The 23,563-nt window shown below is 69.2% G+C and carries 19 protein-coding genes; 2 read left to right on the top strand and 17 right to left on the bottom strand.

Features of this window, described 5'->3' with window-relative positions:
- Positions 1–101: 101 nt before the first annotated feature.
- The 15 genes from ON41_RS01900 to ON41_RS01830 all read right to left on the bottom strand — a co-directional run bounded on the left by ON41_RS01900 (position 102) and on the right by ON41_RS01830 (position 18,017).
- Positions 102–1,904, bottom strand: a complete 1,803-nt coding sequence (locus ON41_RS01900) for an alpha/beta hydrolase-fold protein (protein WP_083905075.1) — start codon at positions 1,902–1,904, stop codon at positions 102–104.
- Between the two features lie 298 nt (positions 1,905–2,202).
- The gene (locus ON41_RS01895; RefSeq protein WP_174411278.1) at positions 2,203–3,225 is read right to left on the bottom strand and encodes an alpha/beta hydrolase; all 1,023 of its coding nucleotides are present in this window, start codon (positions 3,223–3,225) and stop codon (positions 2,203–2,205) included.
- Between the two features lie 317 nt (positions 3,226–3,542).
- Entirely contained in the window at positions 3,543–4,541 is a 999-nt protein-coding gene (locus ON41_RS01890) for an alpha/beta hydrolase (RefSeq protein WP_174411277.1), read from the bottom strand.
- 188 nt (positions 4,542–4,729) lie between these two features.
- A complete protein-coding gene (locus ON41_RS01885; protein WP_083905057.1) occupies positions 4,730–5,809 on the bottom strand; it encodes an alpha/beta hydrolase in 1,080 nt (359 codons plus the stop codon).
- A gap of 346 nt (positions 5,810–6,155) precedes the next feature.
- Entirely contained in the window at positions 6,156–7,172 is a 1,017-nt protein-coding gene (locus ON41_RS01880) for an alpha/beta hydrolase (protein ID WP_051160855.1), read from the bottom strand.
- A 256-nt stretch (positions 7,173–7,428) separates the two neighbouring features.
- Positions 7,429–9,432 (bottom strand): arabinofuranosyltransferase AftB family protein, encoded by a 2,004-nt coding sequence (locus ON41_RS01875; protein ID WP_040744606.1) that lies wholly within the window; start codon positions 9,430–9,432, stop codon positions 7,429–7,431.
- Between the two features lie 52 nt (positions 9,433–9,484).
- The gene (locus ON41_RS01870; protein WP_040744383.1) at positions 9,485–10,417 is read right to left on the bottom strand and encodes a decaprenyl-phosphate phosphoribosyltransferase; all 933 of its coding nucleotides are present in this window, start codon (positions 10,415–10,417) and stop codon (positions 9,485–9,487) included.
- Between the two features lies 1 nt (position 10,418).
- On the bottom strand, positions 10,419–11,018 hold the full coding sequence (locus tag ON41_RS01865) for a phosphatase PAP2 family protein (protein ID WP_083905055.1): 600 nt from the start codon (positions 11,016–11,018) through the stop codon (positions 10,419–10,421).
- Complete coding sequence (locus ON41_RS01860) at positions 11,015–13,033, bottom strand: glycosyltransferase (protein WP_040744602.1); 2,019 nt, start codon at positions 13,031–13,033, stop codon at positions 11,015–11,017. The genes ON41_RS01865 and ON41_RS01860 overlap by 4 nt, the downstream gene beginning before the upstream one ends.
- A 17-nt stretch (positions 13,034–13,050) precedes the next feature.
- Positions 13,051–14,253: a UDP-galactopyranose mutase gene (gene glf / locus ON41_RS01855; RefSeq protein ID WP_040744382.1), complete on the bottom strand. Its 1,203-nt coding sequence runs from the start codon at positions 14,251–14,253 to the stop codon at positions 13,051–13,053.
- Positions 14,254–14,378: 125 nt separating this feature from the next.
- Complete coding sequence (locus ON41_RS01850; protein WP_040744379.1) at positions 14,379–14,891, bottom strand: hypothetical protein; 513 nt, start codon at positions 14,889–14,891, stop codon at positions 14,379–14,381.
- An 11-nt stretch (positions 14,892–14,902) separates the two neighbouring features.
- Positions 14,903–15,514: a hypothetical protein gene (locus tag ON41_RS42555; RefSeq protein WP_085995584.1), complete on the bottom strand. Its 612-nt coding sequence runs from the start codon at positions 15,512–15,514 to the stop codon at positions 14,903–14,905.
- A 68-nt stretch (positions 15,515–15,582) separates the two neighbouring features.
- Positions 15,583–16,341: a MerR family transcriptional regulator gene (locus ON41_RS01840; protein ID WP_040744377.1), complete on the bottom strand. Its 759-nt coding sequence runs from the start codon at positions 16,339–16,341 to the stop codon at positions 15,583–15,585.
- Between the two features lie 70 nt (positions 16,342–16,411).
- Positions 16,412–17,053 (bottom strand): NAD(P)-dependent oxidoreductase, encoded by a 642-nt coding sequence (locus ON41_RS01835; protein WP_040744375.1) that lies wholly within the window; start codon positions 17,051–17,053, stop codon positions 16,412–16,414.
- 34 nt (positions 17,054–17,087) lie between these two features.
- The gene (locus ON41_RS01830) at positions 17,088–18,017 is read right to left on the bottom strand and encodes an EamA family transporter (RefSeq protein WP_063709816.1); all 930 of its coding nucleotides are present in this window, start codon (positions 18,015–18,017) and stop codon (positions 17,088–17,090) included.
- A 110-nt stretch (positions 18,018–18,127) separates the two neighbouring features.
- Here ON41_RS01830 and ON41_RS01825 point away from each other — a divergent pair, with 110 nt between their 5' ends.
- Positions 18,128–18,628: a MarR family winged helix-turn-helix transcriptional regulator gene (locus tag ON41_RS01825; RefSeq protein WP_040744598.1), complete on the top strand. Its 501-nt coding sequence runs from the start codon at positions 18,128–18,130 to the stop codon at positions 18,626–18,628.
- A gap of 62 nt (positions 18,629–18,690) precedes the next feature.
- On the opposite strand, the gene ON41_RS01820 is transcribed toward ON41_RS01825, so the two are convergent.
- Complete coding sequence (locus ON41_RS01820; RefSeq protein WP_063709815.1) at positions 18,691–20,223, bottom strand: SpoIID/LytB domain-containing protein; 1,533 nt, start codon at positions 20,221–20,223, stop codon at positions 18,691–18,693.
- Between the two features lie 263 nt (positions 20,224–20,486).
- On the opposite strand from ON41_RS01820, the gene ON41_RS01815 reads away from it, so the two are divergent.
- Complete coding sequence (locus ON41_RS01815) at positions 20,487–22,610, top strand: N-acetylmuramoyl-L-alanine amidase (protein WP_373281304.1); 2,124 nt, start codon at positions 20,487–20,489, stop codon at positions 22,608–22,610.
- A gap of 6 nt (positions 22,611–22,616) precedes the next feature.
- Here the strand turns inward: ON41_RS01815 and ON41_RS01810 are convergent, their stop codons facing one another.
- A complete protein-coding gene (locus ON41_RS01810) occupies positions 22,617–23,459 on the bottom strand; it encodes an HAD family hydrolase (protein ID WP_040744372.1) in 843 nt (280 codons plus the stop codon).
- Positions 23,460–23,563: the final 104 nt, after the last annotated feature.

Genomic DNA, 23,563 nt, shown 5'->3' with positions numbered 1-23,563 from the left:
TCGATCTGTTCAACAGGGCAACGGGTCGTCGTCCAAGATAACGGCAAGCCGGGCGCTCGGGGTGAGCGCGGGACGAACCTCAGCCAACTCTCATGGCGCTGCTAAAGACCGTGGATCTCGGGTTTACCGTCGCGGACCACGATGAACCCGGTCTGGAAGTTCTGCTGGACGCCTCCCGGCACCGGGAACTCGTCGCTGATCGGATAGCCGAGCCTGCCGTTCTCGAAACCCTGTCGCCCCCAGGCCTCCATGACGAGCCCGTTGCGCACGGCCCACGCGCCCGACAGCGGGCTCCAGTAGATATTGCCGCCCTCGAACCCGCTGTAGCGCCCGGCGTCCTTCAGCGGCTGCTCCTCGGCCGCCGGGAACCCCAGGGGGCTGTTCTCGAAGCCGAGCTGCGCGTACTTGCCGAGAATCAGGCCCTGCACGCGGTGGGCGCCGGTCCTGTCGCTGTAGTAGATCGGGCTGTTCTCGAAGCCCTGCACCACGCCGTCGCGGGCGGGCGTCTTCTGCTCGGGGCCGATCGGGTATCCGGCGGGACCGTGCTCGAAGCCCTGCGCGCCCCACTCCTGCAGGATCGCGCCGCGCACCAGCTGCGCGCCGGTCTGCGGGGTCCAGTACACCGAGCCGTTCTGGAATGCCTGGAACCGGCCGCGGCCGTCGGGTAGCGGCTGGTCGCCGTCGGTGGGCAGGCCGAGCGTGCCGCCGGTGGCCTGGTAGGCGCCGCCGATCATCCCGGCGACCGGGTGCGCGCCCGTCGACGCGGACCAGAACACCCGCCCGCCCTTGAAGTCCTGTGCTGTTCCGCCGTTCACCTGGTACTCGGGCGTGACGCAGGCGCCCAGCCACGCATTCGCCTGTGCCACACCGTCGATCGCGCCGCCCGCCTTGCAGTCGGTGGCGGCCGCCTCGACACCCAGCGCCGCTGCCGCCTGCGGCCAGGACTGCCGCATCTCGAAATCCCAGTACGGCCAGCTGTGCGTTCCGGAGGCCCGGTAGTTCACCTGGACCGGGACCGCCAGCTGATTCAGCTTGCCGACGAAGTTCTGGCTCGTCAGCCGGGACAGGACCTCGAGGCCCATCCCGGCGTAGTTGGTGCTGATCTCCGGGATGTCGGGGCTGGGCTTGTCGTAGGCGCCCGTGGTGCCGCTGCCCGCCGAGACGTAGAGGCTGACCCCCTTCAGCTTGTCCGCCAGCGCGTACGGGTCGTGTGCGGCCCATTCCGGGTCGCCCGGCGGTCCCCACATGGCGTTGGCGTCGAAGCCGCCGGCGTCGCGCATGGCGAACATGATGGCCTGCGGCATGCCGAGCGTGGTCGTGGTCAGGAAGCCCGAATACGAGGCCGCGTACTTCACCCAGCCCGGATTGCGGCCCGCCAGGAACATGGCGGCCGTCCCGCCCATAGAAAGGCCCTCCACGCCACGGGCGTTCGTGGCCCGCCACTGGCCCTCGAGCAGCGGCGGGAGCTCCTTGGTCAGGAACGTCTCCCACTGGTAGTTCTTGCCGTTGTTCGTCTGCGCCCAGTCGGAGTAGAAACTCGACTGGCCGCCGATCGGCAGCACCACCGTGACGTTCTTGTCGGCGAAGAAGTCGACCGCGCTCGCGTCCTTGGTCCAGCCGCTCTCGTCGTCGGTCGCGCGCAGGCCGTCGAGCATGTACAGCAGCGGGAATCGCGCGTCGGGGCGGATGTTCCAGTCCCGGGCCAGCAGTAGTTGCACCTGCACCGGGGAGCCCATGGACGGCGAATCGACCCACAGCGCGACGCGGCGGTCGGTCAGCCAGACAGCCTTCTGGACGTGGGGGCCGGCGGCCGCGGCGGGAGCCACCTCCGGCTGGGCCGTCGCGACGGCGGCGGTGAGGCCGGTCGCCAGCGGCAGCGCGAGGGCGGCTGCCAATACGGCCAGGGTGTGACCGGGCCGCGCGCGCTCCGGCCGAGCGCGCCGCGCGCCCCGACGCCTGATATTTGCCACACCTGCCACAAAAGTGTTGTACCTCTGCGCGGGCGGTTTGCTGTGTAAGGCGCGCGGGGAGCTAGGCGAGTTACCCGGCGGAGTAGGGGATCACCACGTGCGAATCCCGTCGAATCGTGCCTGCGCACTGCGGCGCTGACCAGCATCTCACTGAGAACACGACAAAGCCCCTGGGGAGCCGCGTAGTTCATCACGCGACGCCCCAGGGGCTTGTGCTTGTAGCGGCGGCTACTTATCCCGCATTCAACGCGGCCAGGATGCCCGGGCGGGCCTTCCACAGCTCGTCCTGCCAGTACTGCCACTTGTGGGTACCGGTCGACGGGAAGTCGTAGGTGGCGGGGATGCCCAGCGAGTTCAGGCGGGCCTGGAAGGAGCGGGTGCTCACCATCGAGATCGCCTCGAGGGCCATCGCGTTGCTGGTGTTGAACAGGCCGACCGCCGAGGTGTTGCCGTCCGCCGCGCCCGGCAGGCCGCTGCCGGAGGAGATGAACATCGGCAGGCCGCGCAGCTGGGGCGCGAACACCATCGGGTCCGACCGCAGCCACTGCGGGCTCCACGGCGCCGCCATCGAGTCGACGTTGAACTTGCCGGCGTCCAGCATCATGACGCGGATCGCCTCGCGCATGCCCGGCGCGTTCCAGTTCAGCGGGCCGGAGAACGAACCGGCGTACTTGAACTGGTCGCGGTGGAAGGCGGCCAGCCGCAGCGCGGCCGGGCCACTCATCGACAGACCGCTGACGGCCCAGTTGTTCCGCGAGACGCCGTAGTCGGCGAGGAAGGCCGGCAGCTCCTCGGTGAGGAAGGTCTCCCACTTGTAGGTGAACTTCTGGCCGTTGAGGTTGCTCGGCGAGGCCCAGTCCGCGTACCAGCTGGACTGGCCGCCGACCGGCATCACCAGGGTGACGTTGTCGTTGCCGAACTGCTCCTGCGCGTTGGTCTCGAACGACCAGGCGTTGCGGTCGTCACGGGCGCGGAGGCCGTCCAGCAGCAGCAGCGCGGCGTTACCGCCGCCCCGCGCCCACTGCACCTGCACCTTCACCGGGCCCATGCTCGACGGGACCATCAGCTCCTCGTAGCCACCCGCCGGGGTGCGGTGCACGGGGGCGACGACCGGATTCGCCAGTGCGATGGAGGGTGTCGCGACAGCCGCCGCGATCGGGAGAGCCAGGGCCGCTGCGCCGACGGCGAGCAACCGTGCGCGCCAGCCGAACTGAGCATTTCGCCGTCCTGGCTGCGCGGATCTGCCGAAACGCATGGATCTTGCTCTCTTTCTGCTGCTGTGGTCTGCTGTTGTAGCCGCGTGTTATAGCCGTGTGTCATTGCCGTACCGCGAGAGCGTGATGCTAGCGGCAGCACGATCCCCACTCACCTCGGAACCCGACCTTCCGCGTGAGCGACGGCACGTCTACGAACTGGTCACACTTGCGCTCGCTGGACGATATTCGACCGTTCAACCGTTAGCAAGATGGGACGAACCACGTGACCGAAATCCGCCCGTGCACCTTTCGTAATGGTGTGGAGACCCTATCGCGTCCGGGCGGTGATTGTCGCGCCAACCGAAATACCCGGCGCTCAACCGAGATTGGCGCTCAGGTCGGGCAGCATCTTGAAGACCTGATCGGTCCAGTAATGCCAGAAGTGCACCCCGACCGGTGTGTAGTCGAACACAGCGTTGGCCTGGCCCAGACTTTCCTGGAATGCGCGGGTGTTGGCCAGGGCGATCGACTCCAGTACCTCGGCATTCGTGAGGTGGTAGGCGTCGACCACGCTGCTCACCGCGTCCTGCGGGCCCGGCTGGCCATTACCCGAGGAGATCCAGAGCCGAGTCCCGTTCTGGCGCAACAGCGGCGCGAAGAACGTGGGATCGTTGCGCTGCCAGCGCGGATCCCACGGCGGCCCCCACATCGCGTCGATGTTGAATCCCCCGGCGTCCAGCATCGCCGCGCGCAGTGCCTCCCGCATCCCCGGGCCGGAAAGGTTCAGGTATCCCGAATAGGAAGCGGCGTAGCGGAATTGATCCGGGTGATAGGCGGCGAGGGTGAGCGCCGCGCTGCCGCCCATGGACAGGCCGAAGACGCCGTTGCCGACCGGATTGAAACCCAGCCGGTCGCGCAGCGCCGCGCGCAGGTCGCGGGTCAGGAAGGTTTCCCAGCCGTAGGCGACGGCCTGTCCGTTGGTGTTGCTCGGCGCGTCCCAGTCGCTGTAGAAACTCGACTGCCCGCCGATCGGCATCACCACATTGATGTTCCACAGCGGCAGCACCCGGGAGATGTCGGTATCGATTTCCCAGCCCGACAGGTCGTTGCGGGCCCGCAGCCCGTCCAGCGCGTACACCACCCGCTGCGTGTTTCCGTCGGCCGCGCGGAAGACGCGGTTCTTGATCGGTCCCATGCCGGAGTCGACCCAGAAGTCGAATCCGGCCGGGTTGTAGGCGGCAGCGGCCGGCCCGGCCGTTCCGCCGACGGTGACGGTCAGCGGAATCGCCACCGCCAGCGCCATTCCCGCCAGTGTGCGGCCGATCGCCCGCACTCGTTTTCCGGCAACCGCTCCGCGTACCCACGCAGACCGCATCGACCCGACCTTTCGCCCGTGCGGTCACCGGTTGACCGCGCTTCGAGATTTCCGACGATCGACACCGCACGCCGAAGCCCCCGTTCGTGAACGGGGGCTTCGGCGTTATTTCATCGAACCTTCATAGGCAGACATTCGAAGCCGACCCACTCGAAACGCGTGGCGAGACCGAATCGTGACGCAAACCGTCATCCGATATTCGCCGACAGATCCGGGATCATCCGGTACGCCTCGTCCTGCCAGTTGAACCAGTCGTGCACGCCGACGTCGGGGAACGAGTAGACCGCGTTCTGCGCGCCCAGCGACATCATCCGGACCTGGAAGGCGCGAGTGTTGGCCAGCGCCAGCGCCTCCAGCGGCGTGCCGCGGACGATGTGGTCGGCGGCGGCGCCCGGCGGCAGGGCGAGATCCTGCGGCGACGGCACGCCGCTGCCCGCGGCGATCCAGAGCCGGGTGTTGTTGGCGATCAGCCGCGGCGCGAAGACGAACGGATCCATCCGCAGCCACTGCGGACCCCACGGCGGGGCCATGGCGTCGACGTTGTAGCCGCCCGCGTCGATCATGGCCGTGCGGATCGCCTCCCGCATACCGGGCGCGGAGATGTTCAGGTAGCCGGAGAAGGATCCGGCGAAGCTGAACTGGTCCGGGTGGTAGGCCGCCAGCGTCAGCGCCGCGCTGCCGCCCATGGACAGGCCGAAGGCGCCGTTGCGGTCGGCCCGGAAGCCGAGGCGGTCGCTCAGCGCGCCGCGCAGCTGCGAGGTCAGGAAGGTCTCCCAGTCGTACCGGTAGCTCTTGCCCGGGCCGTCCAGGAAGGTCTCGGTCGCGCCCGACCCGCTGGAGGAGCCGAAGCCGGTCGGCCCGATGCCGAAGAACGAACTCGGGGCGTTCCAGTCGGCGTAGAAGCTGGACTGGCCGCCCACCGGCATCACGACGTTGATGTTCCAGTCGGTCAGGACCTGGGCGACGTTGGTCTCGATCTCCCAGCCGTTGAGCGTCTGCGGCGCGCGCATACCGTCGAGCGCGTAGACGACGCGGTCGGTGTTGCCGTCCTTGGCGCGGAAGATCCGGGACTTGATGGGGCCCATCGCCGGCGAGTCCACCCAGAAGTCGAATCCCGACGGATCGAAGGCCGCCGACGCGGTCGCGCCGCTGCCCGCCACCGACACTCCCAGGGGCAGCATCACTGCCACCGCCATGCCCACCACCGACCGCCTGAGCCACGAACGACCCGCATTACCGGCCTTCGGCTTCCTGCGCGCAAATCGCATCGAGTTCGACCTTTCACTCGAGAACCGAGCGTGTCCGTTCCCTCGTCACGCACCCGGCCCTCATCTTCGGACAACACAGACAAACCGTCGGCGCGGAAAGCACGCCGGTGTACTGCTGGTACTGCGATACGAATCGAGTATCGGCGATCCGGTGTTGCAACAAAGTGATTCAACTCGGAAATAAGCCGAACAGTGACCCGCGACACACAATAGGCCCGAAGACGAACTGGACGGCGGATTGGGTGGCAATTCAGCAAACTTCCGGCTTAGGGGGTGAACCGGGGAGCCGGATACGAAAAACCCCACGGGGCCGTGCCACCGTGGGGTTCGTCGGGAAGTGCCGGGGTCAGCCGATGTTGGCCGACAGGTCCGGCAGCATGCGATAGACCTCGCTCTCCCAGTAGCGCCAGTTGTGCACGCCGACATTGGGGAAGTCGTAGGTCACGTTGCCGGCGCCCAGGGTCGCCATGCGCACCTGGAACGCGCGGGTGTTGGCCAGCGCCAGGGCCTCCAGGCCCATCGCGTTGAGCGTGTTGAAGTTCGGGCCGTCGACCGGGCCGGGCAGGCCGCTGCCCGCGGAGACCCACAGCCGGGTGTTGTTGGCCTTCAACCGCGGCGCGAACACGAACGGATCCATGTAGAGCCACTTCGAGCCCCACGGCGGCGCCATCGAGTCGATGTTGTAACCGCCGGCGTCGATCATCGCCACGCGCAGCGCCTCCCGCATACCGGGCGCCGAGACGTTGAGGTAGCCGGAGTACGAACCGGCGTAGCTGAATTGGTCCGGGTGGTAGGCCGCCAGCATCAGGGCCGCACTGCCGCCCATGGACAGGCCGAACGCGCCGTTGCGGGTGGTGCTGAAGCCCAGCCGGTCGCGCAGCGCGTTGCGCAGGTCGCGGGTCAGGAACGATTCCCAGTCGTACTTGTAGCTCTTACCGGGACCGTCGGCCAGCACCTGGGTCGCGCCGGAGCCGGAGGCCGAACCGGACGACGAACCGGAGATCGGCGGCAGGCCCAGGAACGAGCTGGGCGCGTTCCAGTCGGCGTAGAAGCTGGACTGACCGCCCACCGGCATGACCACGTTGATATTGGCCTTGGTCAGCTCGGCCGCGATGTTGGTCTCGGCCTCCCAGCCGCTGATGTCCTGCCGGGCGCGCATGCCGTCGAGGGCGTAGACGACCCGGCTGGTGTTGCCGTCGGCAGCGCGGAAGATGCGGCTCTTGATGGGGCCCATGACGGGGGAATCGACCCAGAAGTCGATAGCGGAGGGATCGAATGCGGCCGATGCCGTACCGGCGCCTGCCACCGAGACCCCGAACGGTAGCAACGTCGCCAAGGCGACGCCCAGCACCGAGCGCTTCATCCAGCCGGAACGTCGCGCGCCGACCTGCGGCGACCGTCTCCGACGTCTTTCCTGCGCCCAACGCACAGTCACGCCTCGCATATTCTGTTCGGCCTTTCCCTTGTGCGGCCGGGCCCGGCCGCTTCTTGCGGATCACCGTCGCGAGCCGTGCCTGCACGCGCTCCCGACGGACGTACTCATGGGAGCCTATCGCTTCGACGCCACCCCGGCGTTACCAAAATGAGACAAAGTGTCGAAGGCGATATCTCGTTCATCTCTAATTCGGGACCGGCGACGGGATCGGATCCACCAGATGGCACCGCTGAATCTCGTATTTCGGGACGCGATCGATGCGGTACTTGGCGAAGTGCAGCGACTGGATGATGTTGTGCTTGAACCGGTCGCGGGTGAGCGGGGCACGATAGGACGCCAGCAGGTCCTGGGTCGCCGGGCAGCTCAGCGCGGTGCGAGCCTGGATCACCCACTTCTCGTCCATGAACCACGGCATCCACGGATGCCGGTCGACCATGCCGAGATCGACGAGCACCCAGTCCGCGAAGAGGTTCTTGTCGTGCCCGATGCGGCCGTCGACGAGCCGGTCGGTGTGCGCGGCCAGCGGGTAGGCCAAGCCCTCTTGATCGATCACGCGCACGTCGAGGGGAACGTTCATACTCGTCATTCCCAGATTCAGGAAGTACACGGTGTGCCCGGCCCCGCCGTCGGGGATCGGCAGCGGCGGCGGCGCGACGTACCACATCATGAACGACGGCGAGTTGATCAGCAGCCCGCCGTCCGGGGTGTTCTCGATGGCCTCCAGCATCGCGCGCATGCGCGGGTAGTCGAGGTAGTCCTCGGCCAGGATCGGGTGGTCGTGACCGCTGTTGAGGACGTAGTAGATCCGCTCGTCCACGATCCCGGTGGCACTGAGCTGGCTGCCGGAGGTGTTGGCGACCGTACCGGACACGTACATCGCCCAGCCGACCGCGATCACCCATCCGGCCAGCGGCACCAGCACCGGCCCGCGCACCCACTGCGACACCGGCGCCCGCCCGCCCTCGGGCAGCCGCACCGGCACCACCGACACGGGCAGCAGCAGAATGAACAGCTGCGGCAGCAACATCCGGCCGTGCATGAAGTCGCCGCCGACGCGCAGGTTGAACGCGATCAGCAGGAGTCCGGCGAAAAGCATGAGCGCGACCACGGCACGCGGGCTGCGCAGGCGGCGCTGCCAGGCACGCAGCCGAGACACGCTCTCGGCCTGGCCTTGCGCAGCCTTTCCGGCGCGCTCGCCCTCCCCCGTTTTTCCGGCGCGCTTTTGGCCGGAATCCTCGGCGAGATCCCGGCCGAAAGCACGCCGGGAAAGCGACGATGGACGGCGCATGAGATAAAACACCGCCACCGCCGCCAGCACGCCTACCGGCAGCCACAGGAAGTACGGCCCGACCAGGTCCCAGAGGTACGTGAAGCCCTGGCCCCACTTGGCGCCGCTCGCCTCCTTGGCCACCGCCGTGTTGGGATAGGGCAGCCCGTAGTAGCCCATGCGCCAGATCTGGTAACCCACCGGAATCGCGCCGCCGACAGCGACCAGCAGCGCGCGGATCACGATCGGCCGCAGCAACGTCAGCCGCGACTGCGGCATCGGCGCGCAGAAGACCATCAGCAGGACCAGCCCGCCGAGGACCGTCATCTCCGGGCGGACCAGCCACGACAGCCCGGCCCAGAACGCCACGCCGAGATAGCTCCCGAGCCCCGGCTTCGCGGCCTGGCTCCAGCGCATCATCAGGTACCACAGCACGCCGAGCCAGAAGATGACCAGGCAGTTCTCCAGGCCCGAGGTCGCGTAGTCGCGCGCGGGTGGCACCGCGATGTAGACGATCGCGCCCGCCGGCAGCAGCAGCTGCCCCGCGGTGCCGCCCCACAGCCGGGCCGCGCCCAGCATCGCGAACACCACGGCCAGCACCGACATCGCCAGCGCGACCGCGAGCACGACGTACTCCAGCCGGGCGTGGGTGAGCCAGCTGAAGAACCAGACGACGTAGGTCCAGGCGGCGCTGGTGTTGGTCTCCACCCGCTCGCCCGCGTTGAAGACCGGTCCGTTCCCCGCGAGCAGATTGCGCACGGTACGCAGCACGATGAGCCCGTCGTCGGCGATCCAGCGCCGCTGCCAGGCCCCCGCCGCGAACAGGACCACGGTGAGGGCTACCCCACCGACGAAGGTGGCTCGGGACAATCGCGCGAAGCGGGAGGCGCTCGCCTCCCGCTCTCCGTCGCCGACAGCCAGCGTGCTGGTCGGCGGACCGTCTTCGCGCCCTTCTCCCTCTACCAACCTCTCGTCAGGCGAGATAGACAGCGACACCTACCGCTCCGATCCAGGCGATGGCCAGGAACTGCAATATGCGGTCCCCCAGCGCGATCTCTTCGGGTTCACCGGCCTCGCCGCCATCGACGTCGACCGCGTAACGCAGGACTGCGATGGTAAACGGAATCATCGAGATCGCATACCACTGCGTGTCCTTGTGTTGCTGCTGCTGGAATGCCCACAGCCCGTAGAAGATGACGACCGCGGTCGCCGACAGGGTCCAGATGAAGCGCAGGTAGGTCGGCGTGTAGTACTGCAGCGACTTGCGGATCTTCGCACCGGTGTCCAGCGCGATCTTCAACTCCGCGTACCGCTTTCCGGCCGCCATGAACAGCGAGCCGAACGCCATGATCAGCAGGAACCACTGCGAGAGAGTGATATCCGCCGCCGCGCCACCGGCGACCGCGCGCAGCAGGAAGCCCGACGACACGATGCTGATGTCGAGCACCGCCTGATGCTTCAGACCGAAGCAGTAGGCGATCTGGATGCCGATGTAGACCGCCATGACCACGGCCAGATGCCACGACGCCGTGAACGACACCGCGATCGAGGCGATCAGCAGCACCAGCGACAGCGCGTACGCCAGGTTGATCGGGACGACGCCCGCCGCGATCGGGCGGTACCGCTTGGTCGGGTGGGCCCGGTCGGCCTCCACGTCCAGCGCGTCGTTGATCAGGTAGATCCCCGAGGCCGCCAGGCAGAACACGACGAAGGCGATGCCGACGTGCCCGAGGACGGACACGCTCGACACCGCGTCCTTGCCGGCCGCCAGCGGAGCCGCCAGCACCAGGACGTTCTTCACCCATTGACGCGGCCGCACCGCCTTGACGATGCCGCCGACCAGGGTCTTCGGCGGCCCTTTGATGACGGCCTCGTCCAGGTCGACGCTGGTCGGCTCTTCACTCATATCAACGAGGGTTCTTTCCTGTGCGGTCACGTGCGGTTCTCTTTTCGGCGGCGAGCACGGCGGCTGCGGACGCGGCACCCAGCGCGGACCCGGCGAGCACATCCGAGGGGTAATGCACCCCGAGCACGAGCCGGGACAGCAGCATCGGCGGTACGAGTACCGCAGGCAAGGGTAGCCCGGTCAGTCGTCCGAGCAATACCGCCGCCGCCGTCGTGGATGTCGCGTGCGACGACGGGAAGCTCAACTTACTCGGCGTCGACACGTTGACCTGCACCGACGGGTCGTGCGGGCGGGGGCGGCGGACGATTCGCTTGATGATCACGGAGGCGGCGTGCGCCCCGAAGGCGCCCACCGCGACCCCGGCCCACTGCCGCCGGCGCGGCTTGTCCAGCAGCGCGCCGGCCGCGCCGATGCCCACCCAGCCCAGCGAGTGCTCGCCGAAATGGGACATGCCGCGGGCCGCCTTGACGACCGCGGGATTGCGGCCGATGGTGCCCTGGACCAGGTTGAGGATCTTCACCTCGGCGGGCGAGGCGGCGGCGGGCTCGGGCACGACCTGGAGGTGCGGTGCCTCGGCCGGCTCGGGTGCGGTCGCTGTCATTGCTCGTTCCTGTTCGTGTCGGTGCGGCCGATGCCGAATGCCGTCTCCCACGCCGCCGTGCTGGTGAGGCGCGGGTGCGCAGCACGATACTGCTCGCGGACGGAGGGGAATTCGGTGGCCAGCTCCCGGCGCAGCCGCATCGCCTCCTTGAACAGTCCCCATGCCTGGCGCGGGTCGCGCTTGCGGTAGACCACGCCGCGGCCGTCCGCGGTGGTGACCGTGACGCCGTCGACCTGCGAGAGCAGGAACCAGCGGGCGTCCAGCGTCGGCACGTTGAGCTGCGGGCGGTCGTGGTGCTCGGTCTTGGCCGGGCGCAGATTGTGCAGGACGCCCTTGCCGAGCCGCACGATCTTGGCGATCGGGTTGCCCGGCTCGGCGACCGCGCCCACATCGGAGCCGCTGGGCAGCGGCAGATCGGTGGACGAGGGGAGGGTGACCGCGTCCGGGAACTCCTTGCGCATCTGCGCCACGCTGCCCAGTGCGGTCGGCAGCAGCTCGAACAGCCGATCCGGCCCGGCCAGGAAGTCGCGGATCGCCTGGTTCTGGATGGCGACCGTCGAATACTCCAGGCACAGCAGGTGTTTCAGCGTCGCCTTGATCGTGTTGAGGACCATCGGGCGGCCGTCGTTGGGCAGGTGCAGCGACGCGACCACCAGGCGGTTGCGCAGGTGGAAGTACGCCTGCCAGTCGATGGCGTCGTCCTTGTCGCTCCACGCCATATGCCACACCGCGGCGCCCGGCAGGGTGACCGTCGGGTAGCCGGCCGCGCGGGCGCGCAGGCCGTATTCGACGTCGTCCCACTTCAGGAACAGCGGCAGCGGCTGGCCGATCTCCTCCGCGACCTGGCGCGGGATCACGCAGGTCCACCAGCCGTTGAAGTCGACGTCGATGCGGCGGTGCAGCAGCTTGGAGTTGTCGCGGTCGCGCAGCGGGTATTTGGAGAAGTCGTGGTCGTATTCGACGTTGGGCGCCGCGGTCCACATCCAGATGCCGCGGTCGACGACCTCGCCCATCGTGTGCAGGTGCGAGCGCTCCTGCAGGTTGAGCATCTGGCCGCCGACGAGCGTGGGCGTGCGGGCGAACCGGGCGAACGCCAGCGCGCGCAGGATGCAGTCCGGCTCGATCTCGATGTCGTCGTCCATGTAGACGATGTACTGGGCGTCGGTGGTCTTCAGCGCCTCGTACATCACGCGGCTGTAGCCGCCGGATCCGCCGAGGTTGGGCTGGTTGTGGATCGCGAGGCGGTCGCCCAGGGTCGCGGCGGCCTCCGTGAAGCCGGGCTCGTCGACGACCTTGCGGGTGCCCTGGTCAGGGATGATGACGGCCTTGACCTTCTCCAGCACCAGCGGGTCCGAGCCCAGCGCCGCAAGGGTTTTCACGCAGTCCGTGGGCCGGTTGAAGGTCGGCATGCCGACGGCGATGCTGCCCTCCCCCGGCGCCTCCACCGGCGCGTACCAGCCGCCGCTGTGCAGTTCGACCTGCGAGTCGGAGGTGATGTCGAACCAGATCCAGCCGCCGTCCTCGAAGGGGGCGAGGTCTATCTCGAATTCGACCGAGGTTCCGGCCAAAAGCGCGCCGGAACCAGGAGCAAGAGGCGAGTCCGCTTCCCTCATCCCGGCAAGAGGCGAGTCTTCTTCTGTTTTCCCGGCATGCTTTCGGCCGGGATCCCCACCGATACCGAACTCGTTGCCCTGCACATGGATCCGCGATCCATCAGCCTTCGAGCGGTACACGTCCACGCGGCCGTGGCCGGACAGCTCCAAGCGCAGCACCACGGACTTCAGCACCGACCAGCGCCGCCAGTAGCTGGCCGGGACGGCGTTGAAGTAGGTGCAGAACGACACCTCGGATTCGGCGCCGATGGACAGCGAGGTGCGCGACGTCGCGTGGGCGCGACGGGCATTGGTCTCCGACTCCTCCAGGTAGAGGGTGCGGACGTCCAGCGGTTCGCCCGGCCGCGGCAGGATGATGCGCTGCAGCAGGGATTTCGCGCGGGTGTCGGTGGTGGTCGTCATCTCTTCCAGGGTGGTCGTCACTCGGCGGCCTCGTCCACGAGCGGCGCGCCGTTCTCGAGGTGCGGGCGCAGCACGTTGTCGAACGCGCTCAGCGCGGCGCCGATGGCCATGTGCATGTCCAGGTACTGGTAGGTGCCCAGGCGGCCGCCGAAAAGCACCTTCGCCGAGGCGGTTTCGGCCTTGGCGCGGTCCCGGTAGGCGAGCACCTTCTGCCGGTCCTCCGGGGTGTTGATCGGGTAGTACGGCTCGTCGCCGGTCTGCGCGAAGCGGGAGAACTCGCGCTGGATCACCGTCTTGTCGCCGGGATACCAGTCGCGCTCCGGGTGGAAGTGCCGCGGCTCGATGATGCGGGTGTAGGGCGCGTCCTCGTCGTTGTAGTTCATGACCGAGGTGCCCTGGTAGTCACCGGTTTCCAGCACTTCGGTCTCGAAATCGATGGTGCGCCAGCCCAGTTCGCCCTCGGCGTAGTCGAAGTAGCGGTCCAGCGGGCCGGTGTAGACGACCGGCGCGTCCGGGCTCTGCGCGCGCAGCTCCTCGCGCACCTCGAACCAGTCGGTGTTCAGCCGCACCTCGATGAGGTCGGACTCCGCCATCCGCGACAGCCACGCGGTGTAGCCGTCCTTCGGCAGGCCCTCGTAGGTGTCGTTGAAGTAGCGGTTGTCGAAGGTGTAGCGCACGGGTAGCCGGGTGATGGTGCTGGCGGGCAGATTCTTCGGATCGGTCTGCCACTGCTTGGCGTTGTAGCCGCGGATGAAGGCCTCGTAGAGGGGACGGCCGATCAGGGAGATCGCCTTCTCCTCGAGGTTGCTCGCATCCTTGGTGTCGATCTCCGCGGATTCCTTCGCGATCAGCGCGCGGGCCTCGTCGGGAGTGAAGTAGCGGCCGTAGAACTGCGAGATCAGGCCCAGGCCCATGGGGAACTGGTAGGCCTGCCCCTTGTGCATGGCGAAGACGCGGTGCTGGTACCCGGTGAATTCGGTGAATTGGTTGACGTAGTCCCACACTCGCTTGTTGGAGGTGTGGAACAGGTGAGCTCCGTATTTGTGCACCTCGATGCCGGTTTCGGGATCGGCTTCGGAGTATGCGTTGCCGCCGAGATGGTGACGGCGCTCGACCACCAGCACCCGCTTGCCGAGCAGGTTGGCGGCACGTTCGGCAATAGTCAGTCCGTAGAAGCCGGAGCCGACGACAATGAGATCGAAGGGGGATGCGACGGTCACGGGAGCCCAGCGTAGCTGCCCCGCCCTCCTCCAGCCCGCCTCCCCATGGTTCCGGCCGGGGGCACGCTGCCGAACCCCCCTCACGCCAGGCGTGCCGCGGTCGATGTGTGCGGTGTAGGCGGCGCTCAGTGGTGCGGGTAGTAGGGCGGCGGATACGCGGTCGCGCCCCGGGCGGCGATCCAGCGGGCGGTGGGTCCGGCGGCGGCGAGGCCGAGGGTGAGTAGTTCGATGACGAACACCACGATCACGAAGATGCTGACCGGTTGGACGTCGGGCTCGTCCACGCCGTCGCGGATCATGGCCACGGCCCCGGCGATGCTGCCCACCACCAGGATCGTTCCCGCGGCGGTGATCACCAGGAAACGGCCCGCGGCGCGGCGGCAGAACAGGAGGATCGCCCCGGTCAGGAAGAATCCGGCGACACATCCGATCATTACCAATGCGAGGATCTGCAACGGCAGCGCGTCGGAGTACCCCTCGTTCCGGGCATGGCGCGTGGAGGTGATCGCACCGGTCTCCGCGAGGGCGAACACCAGGCCCTGCAGCAGCGCCAGAATGCCGGCCGTGATCGCCGTTCCCGCACCGGGTTTCCGTACCGGGGCATAGCCGTAGGCGGGCTGGCCGTAGGGATAAGCCATGACGATCCTCGTCAGTAATACGGGTAGGGCGGCTGGCCGTACATCGGGCGCGGCGGGTACGCGGGCCGTTTCGCGGCGATCCACTGGCTGGTCGACTTCGCGCCGGCGAGCACCAGAACGACCGCGGCGATACCGATTCCGATCAGTCCCGGCAACAGCATCGTGACGCCGGTCGCGAGCGCCGCGATGGCATTGCCGATGATCCCGAGGACGGACAGCAGCACGAGAATGACCTGCCCCGCCGTCTTCCGCGCGAACAGCAGGATGGCCCCGAGCAGCCACAGCAGCGCCACCACGCCGGTGATCGCCGCGGCCGCCTGGAGTCCGCCGCGCGCCGAAGACGGTGCGTCCGCCGCGAATACGAGCGAGACGACCGAGCCGATCGCCGCGAGGATCCCCAGAATCGTTCCCAGGACCCCGGCGGTGATGGCGGAACCACCGCCGACCTTCGGGGGCGGGTAACCCGGTTGCGGATAACCGGGTTGTGGATAGCCCGGCTGTGGATAACCCTGCTGCACATAGCCAGGTTGTGGATAACCGGCCTGTGGATAACCAGCCTGTGGGTACGCCGGTGGTGGATAGCCCTGGCCCGGATCGCCCGGCTGACCGTACGGATAACTCACGGGTGTTCCCCCCTTTTCACTCCGGCGCGAACTCTACCGTGCGAGGGTCGGGGGGCGGACTCCGTTGTCTACAGCTGTGCTTCGGCGTAGGCGGTCATCGCGTCGCGGACGAATTCGGCTGTGCCGGGGCCGTGCTTGTCGTAGTTCTGGCCGAAGCGGGGGTCCGCGACGTACATGTCGCCGAGGCCGATGAAGTAGTCCCTGGTCGGGCAGCGGCCCTGCCAGCCGCTCGTCACCCAGTCGTAGTGGCGGTGGACGATGGCCTGGACCTCCTCGCTGCTCGGGTCGAGGCCCGCCCGGTGGGCTCGGCCGTAGTCGGCGGCGATATCGACGTGGGTCTGGAAGTGCTGCTTCTTCTCCGCCTCCGACAGCGAGCGCCACCAGCGGTCGCCCTGTTCGTAGGCGTCCTTGCCCCAGCGGTCGATCACCTCGTCCTTGTACTGGGTGTGGTCGAATCCGTCGAATACCTCGTCCGCCATGAGCGGCTCACCTGCTTCCGTCTTGTGCAATGTGGTCTGCACCGACGCGATCCGGCGGGCGATCCGGTCCTGCTCCTGGCGCAGCAGATCCAGGTGCGTCCGCAGCGCGGCCGTCGTATCCTGTTCTCCGGCAAGCACTTCGGCGATGACCGGCAGCCCGAGGCCGAGGCCCCGCAGCAGCAGGATGCGCTGTAACCGCACGAGGGAGTCCTGGTCGTAGTACCGGTATCCGTTGGTCCCGATCCGGCTGGGCGGCAGCAGCCCGAGCTGGCCGTAGTGGCGCAGCGTCCGGCTCGTGGTGCCCGCCGCCTTGGCCAGCTCCTGGATGGACCATTCGGTCCCCGCCACCGCTTCTCCCCTCGTCCGCGTCGATACATCCAGCGTGCAAGTTGACGCTACGTCAAGGTCAAGTCCGATCTCAGTATCCGACTGTGAACCGCGTCCGATGGTGTTTCGGCCGCTCGGCTTCGTCCAGAAGGGCGACGGCGAGATCCTCCGTCGAGATCAGCGAGTTACCGTCGGCGTCGACGACGAGTTCGTCGGCGCCGAGCCGGTACTCGCCCGTCCGGTCGCCGGGCGCCAGATTCGACGGCGGGCTCAGGTACGCCCAATCGACATCCCGCCGCGACGCGCGAAAGATCTCCAGCTGCGCGTGGCAGGCCAGGGCGATGGGCCGCCAGCCGTCCGGGAAGTCCGGCATCTCGACCACGGTTTTCCCGTGCGCCCCCGGCACCGTCAGATTCCCGGCGCCGCCGACGACCAGCAGCCGGACGCCGGTACCGGTGAGGCCCGACAGCAGCCCGTCGGCGGCGGCCGCGAGTTCGTACTCCCGTCCGGGACCGGGGCGGGTGGCGCTGACGACCACGTCGCTGCCGGCGCCCAGGTCGGCGACGTCCTCCGGATCGGCGGCGTCACCGGCGCGCACCTCGACCTCCACCGGCAGCGAGCGCAGCCGGGAGGTGTCGCGGGAGACCGCCGTGACCTGGTGCCCGCGGGCCAGCGCCTCTCGCACGACCCGGCTGCCGACCTCGCCCGAGGCTCCGAAAACGGTGATACGCATGGTCTTTCGCTCCTTGGATGTGGTTCGAATCGGATCAGGCGGCCCGGAGCGCGCTCACCGCGGCCGGAGCCGGCGCGGCGGTCGGCGCCCGGCGGCCACCGGTCTGCCCGAGGAGGGTGCCGCCCAGCGCGATCGCCATACCCAGCAGTTGCAGCGGCGTCAGCGCCTGGCCGAGCCACGCCCAGCCGATGACCGCGGCCGACAGCGGGCTGAGCAGGCCGAGGAAGGCGACCGAGGTGGCGGCCACCCGCGCGAGGCCGCGGAACCAGACCGCGTAGGCCGCGGCCGTGCCGATCGCCCCGAGGTACAGGTAGCCGCCGACGGCCGCGCCGTCGAGCGCGGGCGGTGCGCCCTCGGTCACCAGGGCCAGCGGCAGCAGCACCAGCCCGCCGACGGTGAGCTGCCAGCCGGTGACGGTCAGCGGCCCGACCCCCTCGGGCCGTCCCCAGCGCCCGGCCAGCACGGTGGCCGCGGCCATCGAGGCGGCTCCGGCGAGCCCCGCGAGCACGCCGATCAGGTCGAGCGCGGCGGTGGCCCGCAGCACCACCAAGCTCACGCCGACGATGCCGATCACGCCCGCCAGCAGCTTCCGGCCGCTCGGACGCTCACGCAGCAGCAGGCCGGTGAGCACGACCGCGAACATCGGCGCCGCCGCGCCGAGTACGGCCGCCACGCCACCGGGAAGCCGATAGGCGGCGAGGAACAGCAGCGGGAAGAAGGCCCCGAAATTCAGCACCCCGAGGACGACCGTGCGCCAGATCCACCGGCCGTGCGGCAGTGCCCGGGTGAGGGCGAGCAGAACCAGACCCGCCGGGAGGGCCCGCATCATCGCGGTGAACATCGGCCGATCGGCCGGGAGGAATTCCGAGGTCACGGCATAGGTGCTGCCCCAGACGAGCGGCGCGAGGCCGGTCAGGGCGAGCGTGCCGACACGCGAGGCGGCGGCGGGCGAGGTGGTTGTCATACCGGTCTCTCCTCATCAATAATCTCAACGTTGAGATAACACACCACCTACAGTCTTAGTGTCAAGTATCTGAATGTTGAGATTTATCCGAGCGAAGGGAGGTGCGGCCGGTGAGTGACGCGGTGGACGAGGTCGTGGCGGCGTGGGGCCGGGTGCGACCCGAATTGGACGTGTGGCCGACGCACGTCGTCGGGCGGCTGAAGCGGCTGGGTCACCTGTTCGAACGCGAGATGAAGGACTTCTTCGCGAACTACGGGCTGGAGTACTGGGAGTTCGACGTGCTCAGCACGCTGCGGCGGTCCGGCGGCCCGGACGGGCTGACCGCGGGCGGACTGATCAAGACCACCATGGTCACCTCGGGCGCCATCACCAACCGCATCGATCGGATGGAGGCCAAGGGCCTGGTGCGGCGCACGCCGGATCCCAAGGATCGCCGCACGGTCCGCATCCAGCTGACCGACGAGGGCCTCGACACGATCGACAGGCTCATGCCCCTGCACGTCGACAACGAGATCCGGCTGCTGGGCGGCGTGGACCGCGCGGAGCTGGACCAGCTCGCGGGGCTGCTGCGGGTGCTGTCGGAATCACTCGGGGACACCACGCTGAGCTGAGCAGGTAGCGGCATCGAACCCGTTCGGCGACAGGCGCTTTCGAGGGTGCGGCGAGTCTCGACTCAGCCGACCGGAGTCTCGGAACCCTCCGGCATCGTCGCGTCGGTCACCGGTTCGGTGCCGGGATCGGGCGCGATACCCGTCTCAGGATCGGGTTCGGCGGTCCACGGTTCGGCAGGTCCGTCCGGAGCGGTCGCCTGCGTCTGACCGCCGGTCGCCGACGGGTGTGGGGTTGGTGCGGCCGGGGCCTCCGGCGGCGTCGTGGCCCGGGGCGTGGGCACGGCGGCGGTGTTCGGCGCGACCGTGCCGCCGCCCGGAATCGCCTGGCCGTTGGGCATCGCCCCGGTTCGCGTGCCGGGCGCGGCCTCCGGGACCTCTTGCAGCAGGGTGGCGAAGTCCACGACGCGGGCGCCGAGCGCCGGGGTCGCGATGATGACGCCGTTGTCGAAGGTGCGGTAGGTCCCGATGCGGCCGGGGAGCCACGCCTCGGGGCCGAGCGCCTCACCCAGCGGGCCGGTGGGACCGCCTGTTTCGAGGTACTTCGCATCGATGATGCTGCTGCCGCGCACCCGCTGCTGACCGGCGTCGACGGGCGGCGGGGCGACGGGGGCCTCGGGGGCGGGGGCTAGTTCGTCCGGGCTCGGGCCCACCTCGAGGGTGGAGATATCGATCGGCTGGCCGCCGCCCGGCGCCGCCGAATACTCGGTGCGCAGAATCCTGCCCTCCCGCAACAGCACCCGGCCCGAGGTGGCCAGGACCGCCTCCGTGGCGCGCGGATCCTCCCGCTCGGTGCCGGGATAGGCCTGGCAGTCGGTGATATCGCAGGTCTGCGCGTAGGGGTAGCGATGTTCGGCCAGCGCGTAGGAGCGGGCCGCGACGGCCTGCGCGCGCAACGCCTCGGCGGCGCCCTGATCGGCCCAGTTGGCCTGCATCTCGGCGGGAACCACGCCCATCAGGTAGTCATCGACGTCGACCTGGTTGACGGTGCGGGGCTCGCCGTTCTCCAGCGCCACGCCGACCGCGCCGCGGTACGTGCCGCCGCCGCACACCTTCAGATGTTCGGCCGGCGGCCGGTTGGTCCCGGCGTCGACCGGATACGCGAAGGGATCCTCGGCCGCGCCCTGCCAGATCACGTCGCCGGTGCACCCGGCCGTGATCACGACATTGGCGCCGCCGTCCGGCATGGGCGTGAGGTGGGCGGCCTGACCGGGCACGACCCGCCTGTCGGCGACGGTCAGCCCGGCGTCGGAGAAGACGTCGAGGGTCTCGTTGTCGTCGGCCGTCAGCCGCACCCGCACGGCCGTGGGCCCGACCGTGCCCAGGTCGGCGCCCGGATAGTAATGCGCGAGGATGCCGTCGGCGGTGGCGCCGGCGATCGCCTGGTCGAAGGCGCCGACCTGACTCATCCCGCGGCCGTGCCCGACACCGGCGAGCGGCCGGACCGCCGTCTCGGGCCAGGCCGAGTACACCACGGCCGCGCCGCCGGCGACCGTCACCACGACCAGGCCCGCCACCGCGAACTGCCGCCGTCGGCGGCGGCGCACGAGGTCACCCTGTCGCAGCACCGCGATCCACCGTCGTCCCGCGCTTGCCATGTGCACTCCCACCGGGTTTCGCGGGTAGGTCACCGGTTGTTTCCGTTCGGCATGTCCTGCCCGCTGTGCGACTACTTGGAAGTTACATTCGAGCTATCTAGCCCTAATCCTCAACCGAAGGTTTAGATTTGTGACGATTGTGACTAGTGTGACCATTGTTCCGTCAGGAATCAACCCTTATGCGCTACTGACGGCCAACGGTTCTACCTGAAGGGGAGACGCTCGTGCCGTATCGCAGACCGAATCGCCCGTACATTCTCCCGGTGGTGGCCACGCTCGCGGTCACCGCGCCGCTCGCCGGTCTCGTCCTGCGCGACACACCCGACTATCACTCCGCGAACGAAAGCAATCTCGCAGCGATCCCCGCGCAACTCGCCGAGGTGGCGCTCGCCTCCGCACCCGACGTCGTCCTGCCGCTGCGCGAGTTCACCGGGCTCGACCTGCCGGATCTGCGCCTGTCCGATCTGCGCAAAATCCCGCTGCCCCGGGCGATTCCGGTCCCGCCGGGCCTCCCCACGCCGCCGGGCGTGCAGCTACCCGGCGAGATTCCGCTCCCCCAGTTCGGGCCGTCCGAGCCCACCGCGGTGCAGCCCGCGCCGCCCCGCCGGCCGAGCGGCGGTCCGAGCCGTATCGCCGCGCCGCTCGACGACGCCGAGCCCGCCGATCCGATTCCCGGCGCCGATCCCGGAACACCCGCCCTCGCGCCCGGGGCCGTCGGGCCCGAACTCGCCGACCAGGTGGGCGCGGAGGTCAAGGAACTCACCCGCGAAACCCCGTTCAGCATGGTCGGACTCACCGCGCAGGACCTCGGCGGCACCAAGGCCATGGTCCGGGCGCGCACACCCGACGGCAGCTGGGGACCGTGGTTCGCCACCGAGCGGGTCGACACCCGCGCGAACGATCACGCCCCCGCCGGAAAGACCGGCACCGAGCCGATCTACGTGGGCAAGACCACTGCCGTCCAGGTGCTCACCACGCGCAAGGCGGCCGCGCCGGCGCCCGGCCGCTCCGACGATCCGGCCCATCTGAACGCCGCGCTGTCGGCGGTGCTGATCGATCCCGGCCGCGGCGCGGTCGACGAGAACCTCTCCACCGTGGCCGCGCCGCTGTCGGGCGGCGGACCCAAGGTGATCAGCCGCGCGCAGTGGGGCGCCGACGAATCCATCCGCTGCGAGGACCCCACCTACGACGACGGCCTCGGCGGAATCACGGTGCACCACACCGCGGGTCGCAACGACTACTCCCCGGCCGAATCGGCCGGCATCGTCCGGTCCATCTACGCCTATCACGCGAAGACGCTGGGCTGGTGCGATATCGGCTACCACGCCCTGGTCGACAAGTACGGGCAGATCTTCGAGGGCCACGCCGGCGGGCTCGACCGGCCGGTGCAGGGCGCGCACGCGGGCGGGTTCAACGAGAACACCTCCGGCGTCGCGCTGATGGGCGATTTCGAGACCGAGCCGCCGACCGACGCCGCGCTCCAGGCGGCCGGGCAGTTCATCGGCTGGCGCGCCAAGGTCGCCGGGCTGAACCCGACCGGCCGCACCACGATGTACTCGGAGGGCACCGAATTCACGCCGTACGCGCAGGGCGAGGCCGTGCAACTGCCGACCGTCTTCGCCCATCGCGACGTCGGCAACACCACCTGCCCCGGCGACGCGGCATACGCGCTGATGGACCGGATCCGCGAGATCGCCGCGAACAGCGGCGGCGGCGTGGGCACCCAGGCGAGCAACAACACCGGGCCGCGCACCCAGCGCACCCAGTCCGATCTGGCGGCCCTCGCGGATCTGACCGGCAAGGTGCTGGGGATGGTCAGCGACAACGTGGTGGCGCGGTACTGGGCCGACCACGGCGGGCCGGACGGCCCCCTCGGCGCCGCCGCATCCGAGCCGCAGCCGACCGGCGACGGCGGGCAGTACGCGAAGTTCGTCAACGGCTACGTCTACGCGGGCCCGGACGGCTCGGTGGTCGAAGTGGTCGGCCGCATCCTGGACCGCTTCGTCCAGCTCGGCGCCGAGACCGGCCTGCTCGGCCTGCCGCAGCGCAGCGCCTATCCGGTGCCGGACGGCCTGCGCACCGACTTCCAGTACGGCTCACTGATTCTCAACCAGGTGACGGGCGTCGTCACGACGCTGCTGAACAACTACGACGCTCCCCGCCAACAGCCGCCCCGGAACCCGGCGCCACCGGTCGCACCCGCTCCAGAACAAGTGTCCGCACCGGACCCCGTCCCGCAACCGGCGCCGGTCCCGGCGGCCGGCCAGGACATCCCGCCGGTCCCCGAAGCGGATCCCGCCCCGGCGGTCGGCGACATCCCCGACCCGGCCGCACCCGCCGAACCTCCGCTGCCGGAGCAGCCCGCCGACGACGCGGCTACCGAGTAGTCGCGCTCAGCTCGCCCACCAGCGTTCCAGCACCTGGGCGACGCCGTCGGCGGAGTTGGTCGCGGTGACCTCGTCGGCGGCGGCGCGGGCCTCGGGATGCGCGTTGGCCATGGCCACCCCGTGACCGGCCATCCGGAGCATCGGCACGTCGTTGGGCATATCGCCGAAGGCGACCAGGGTGGCGTGCTGGACGCCCAGCCGCTGGGCGACGATGGCCAGGCCGGACGCCTTGGTGATGCCGGGCGCCGACAGCTCGATCAGGCCGTTGTCGGTCGAGTAGGTGACATCCGCGCGCCCGGCCAGATCGGGTTCCAGGGCCGCGCGCATATCGGCGCTGGCGGCACCGCGCAGCCGGATCAGCATCTTCACCGCCGGGGCCGCGATCACCTCGCGCCGGGCGACCTGGGTGTCGTCGGGATTCAGCCAGGCGTGTTCGTACTCCGGCGAACTCACGAACTGGGGCGTGGCCGCGTCGTGCGCGCTGGCCCCGACCCGCTCGGCGGCCAGGCCGCAGCCGGGCAGTACCCGCTCGGCCAGATCCGCGATCCAGGCCAGGCTCTCGACGTCCAGGGTGGTGGTGTGCAGGATCCGGTCGGCGGCGCTGTCGTAGATCACCGCGCCGTTGCCGCACACGCACAGCGGCGCGTACCCCAGCCCGTCGACCACCGGATCGATCCAGCGCGGGGGGCGGCCGGTGGCGAGGACGAAGGGCACCCCGTCGGCGACGAGCGCGGCCACCGCCGCCCGGGTGCGCGGAGTGACATGCTCGCGCTCATCGATGAGAGTGCCATCGACATCGGTGGCCACCATCTTCGGTTTGGGCAGGTGCTGACGGGTCACCTCTTCCATCCTGCCCGAAATCGGACGCCGGACGCACCTCGGTTACGGCGCGCCCGACCCGGGCCGATGGCCGCGATCCGATGATCAGCCCCCTTACCACCGCTGCCGAACAG

This window comes from Nocardia transvalensis NBRC 15921, assembly GCF_000308875.1.
Classification (GTDB): Bacteria; Actinomycetota; Actinomycetes; order Mycobacteriales; family Mycobacteriaceae; genus Nocardia; species Nocardia transvalensis.
Note: the sequence above shows the minus strand (reverse complement) of the source record. Positions and strands in the feature narration are given on the sequence as shown.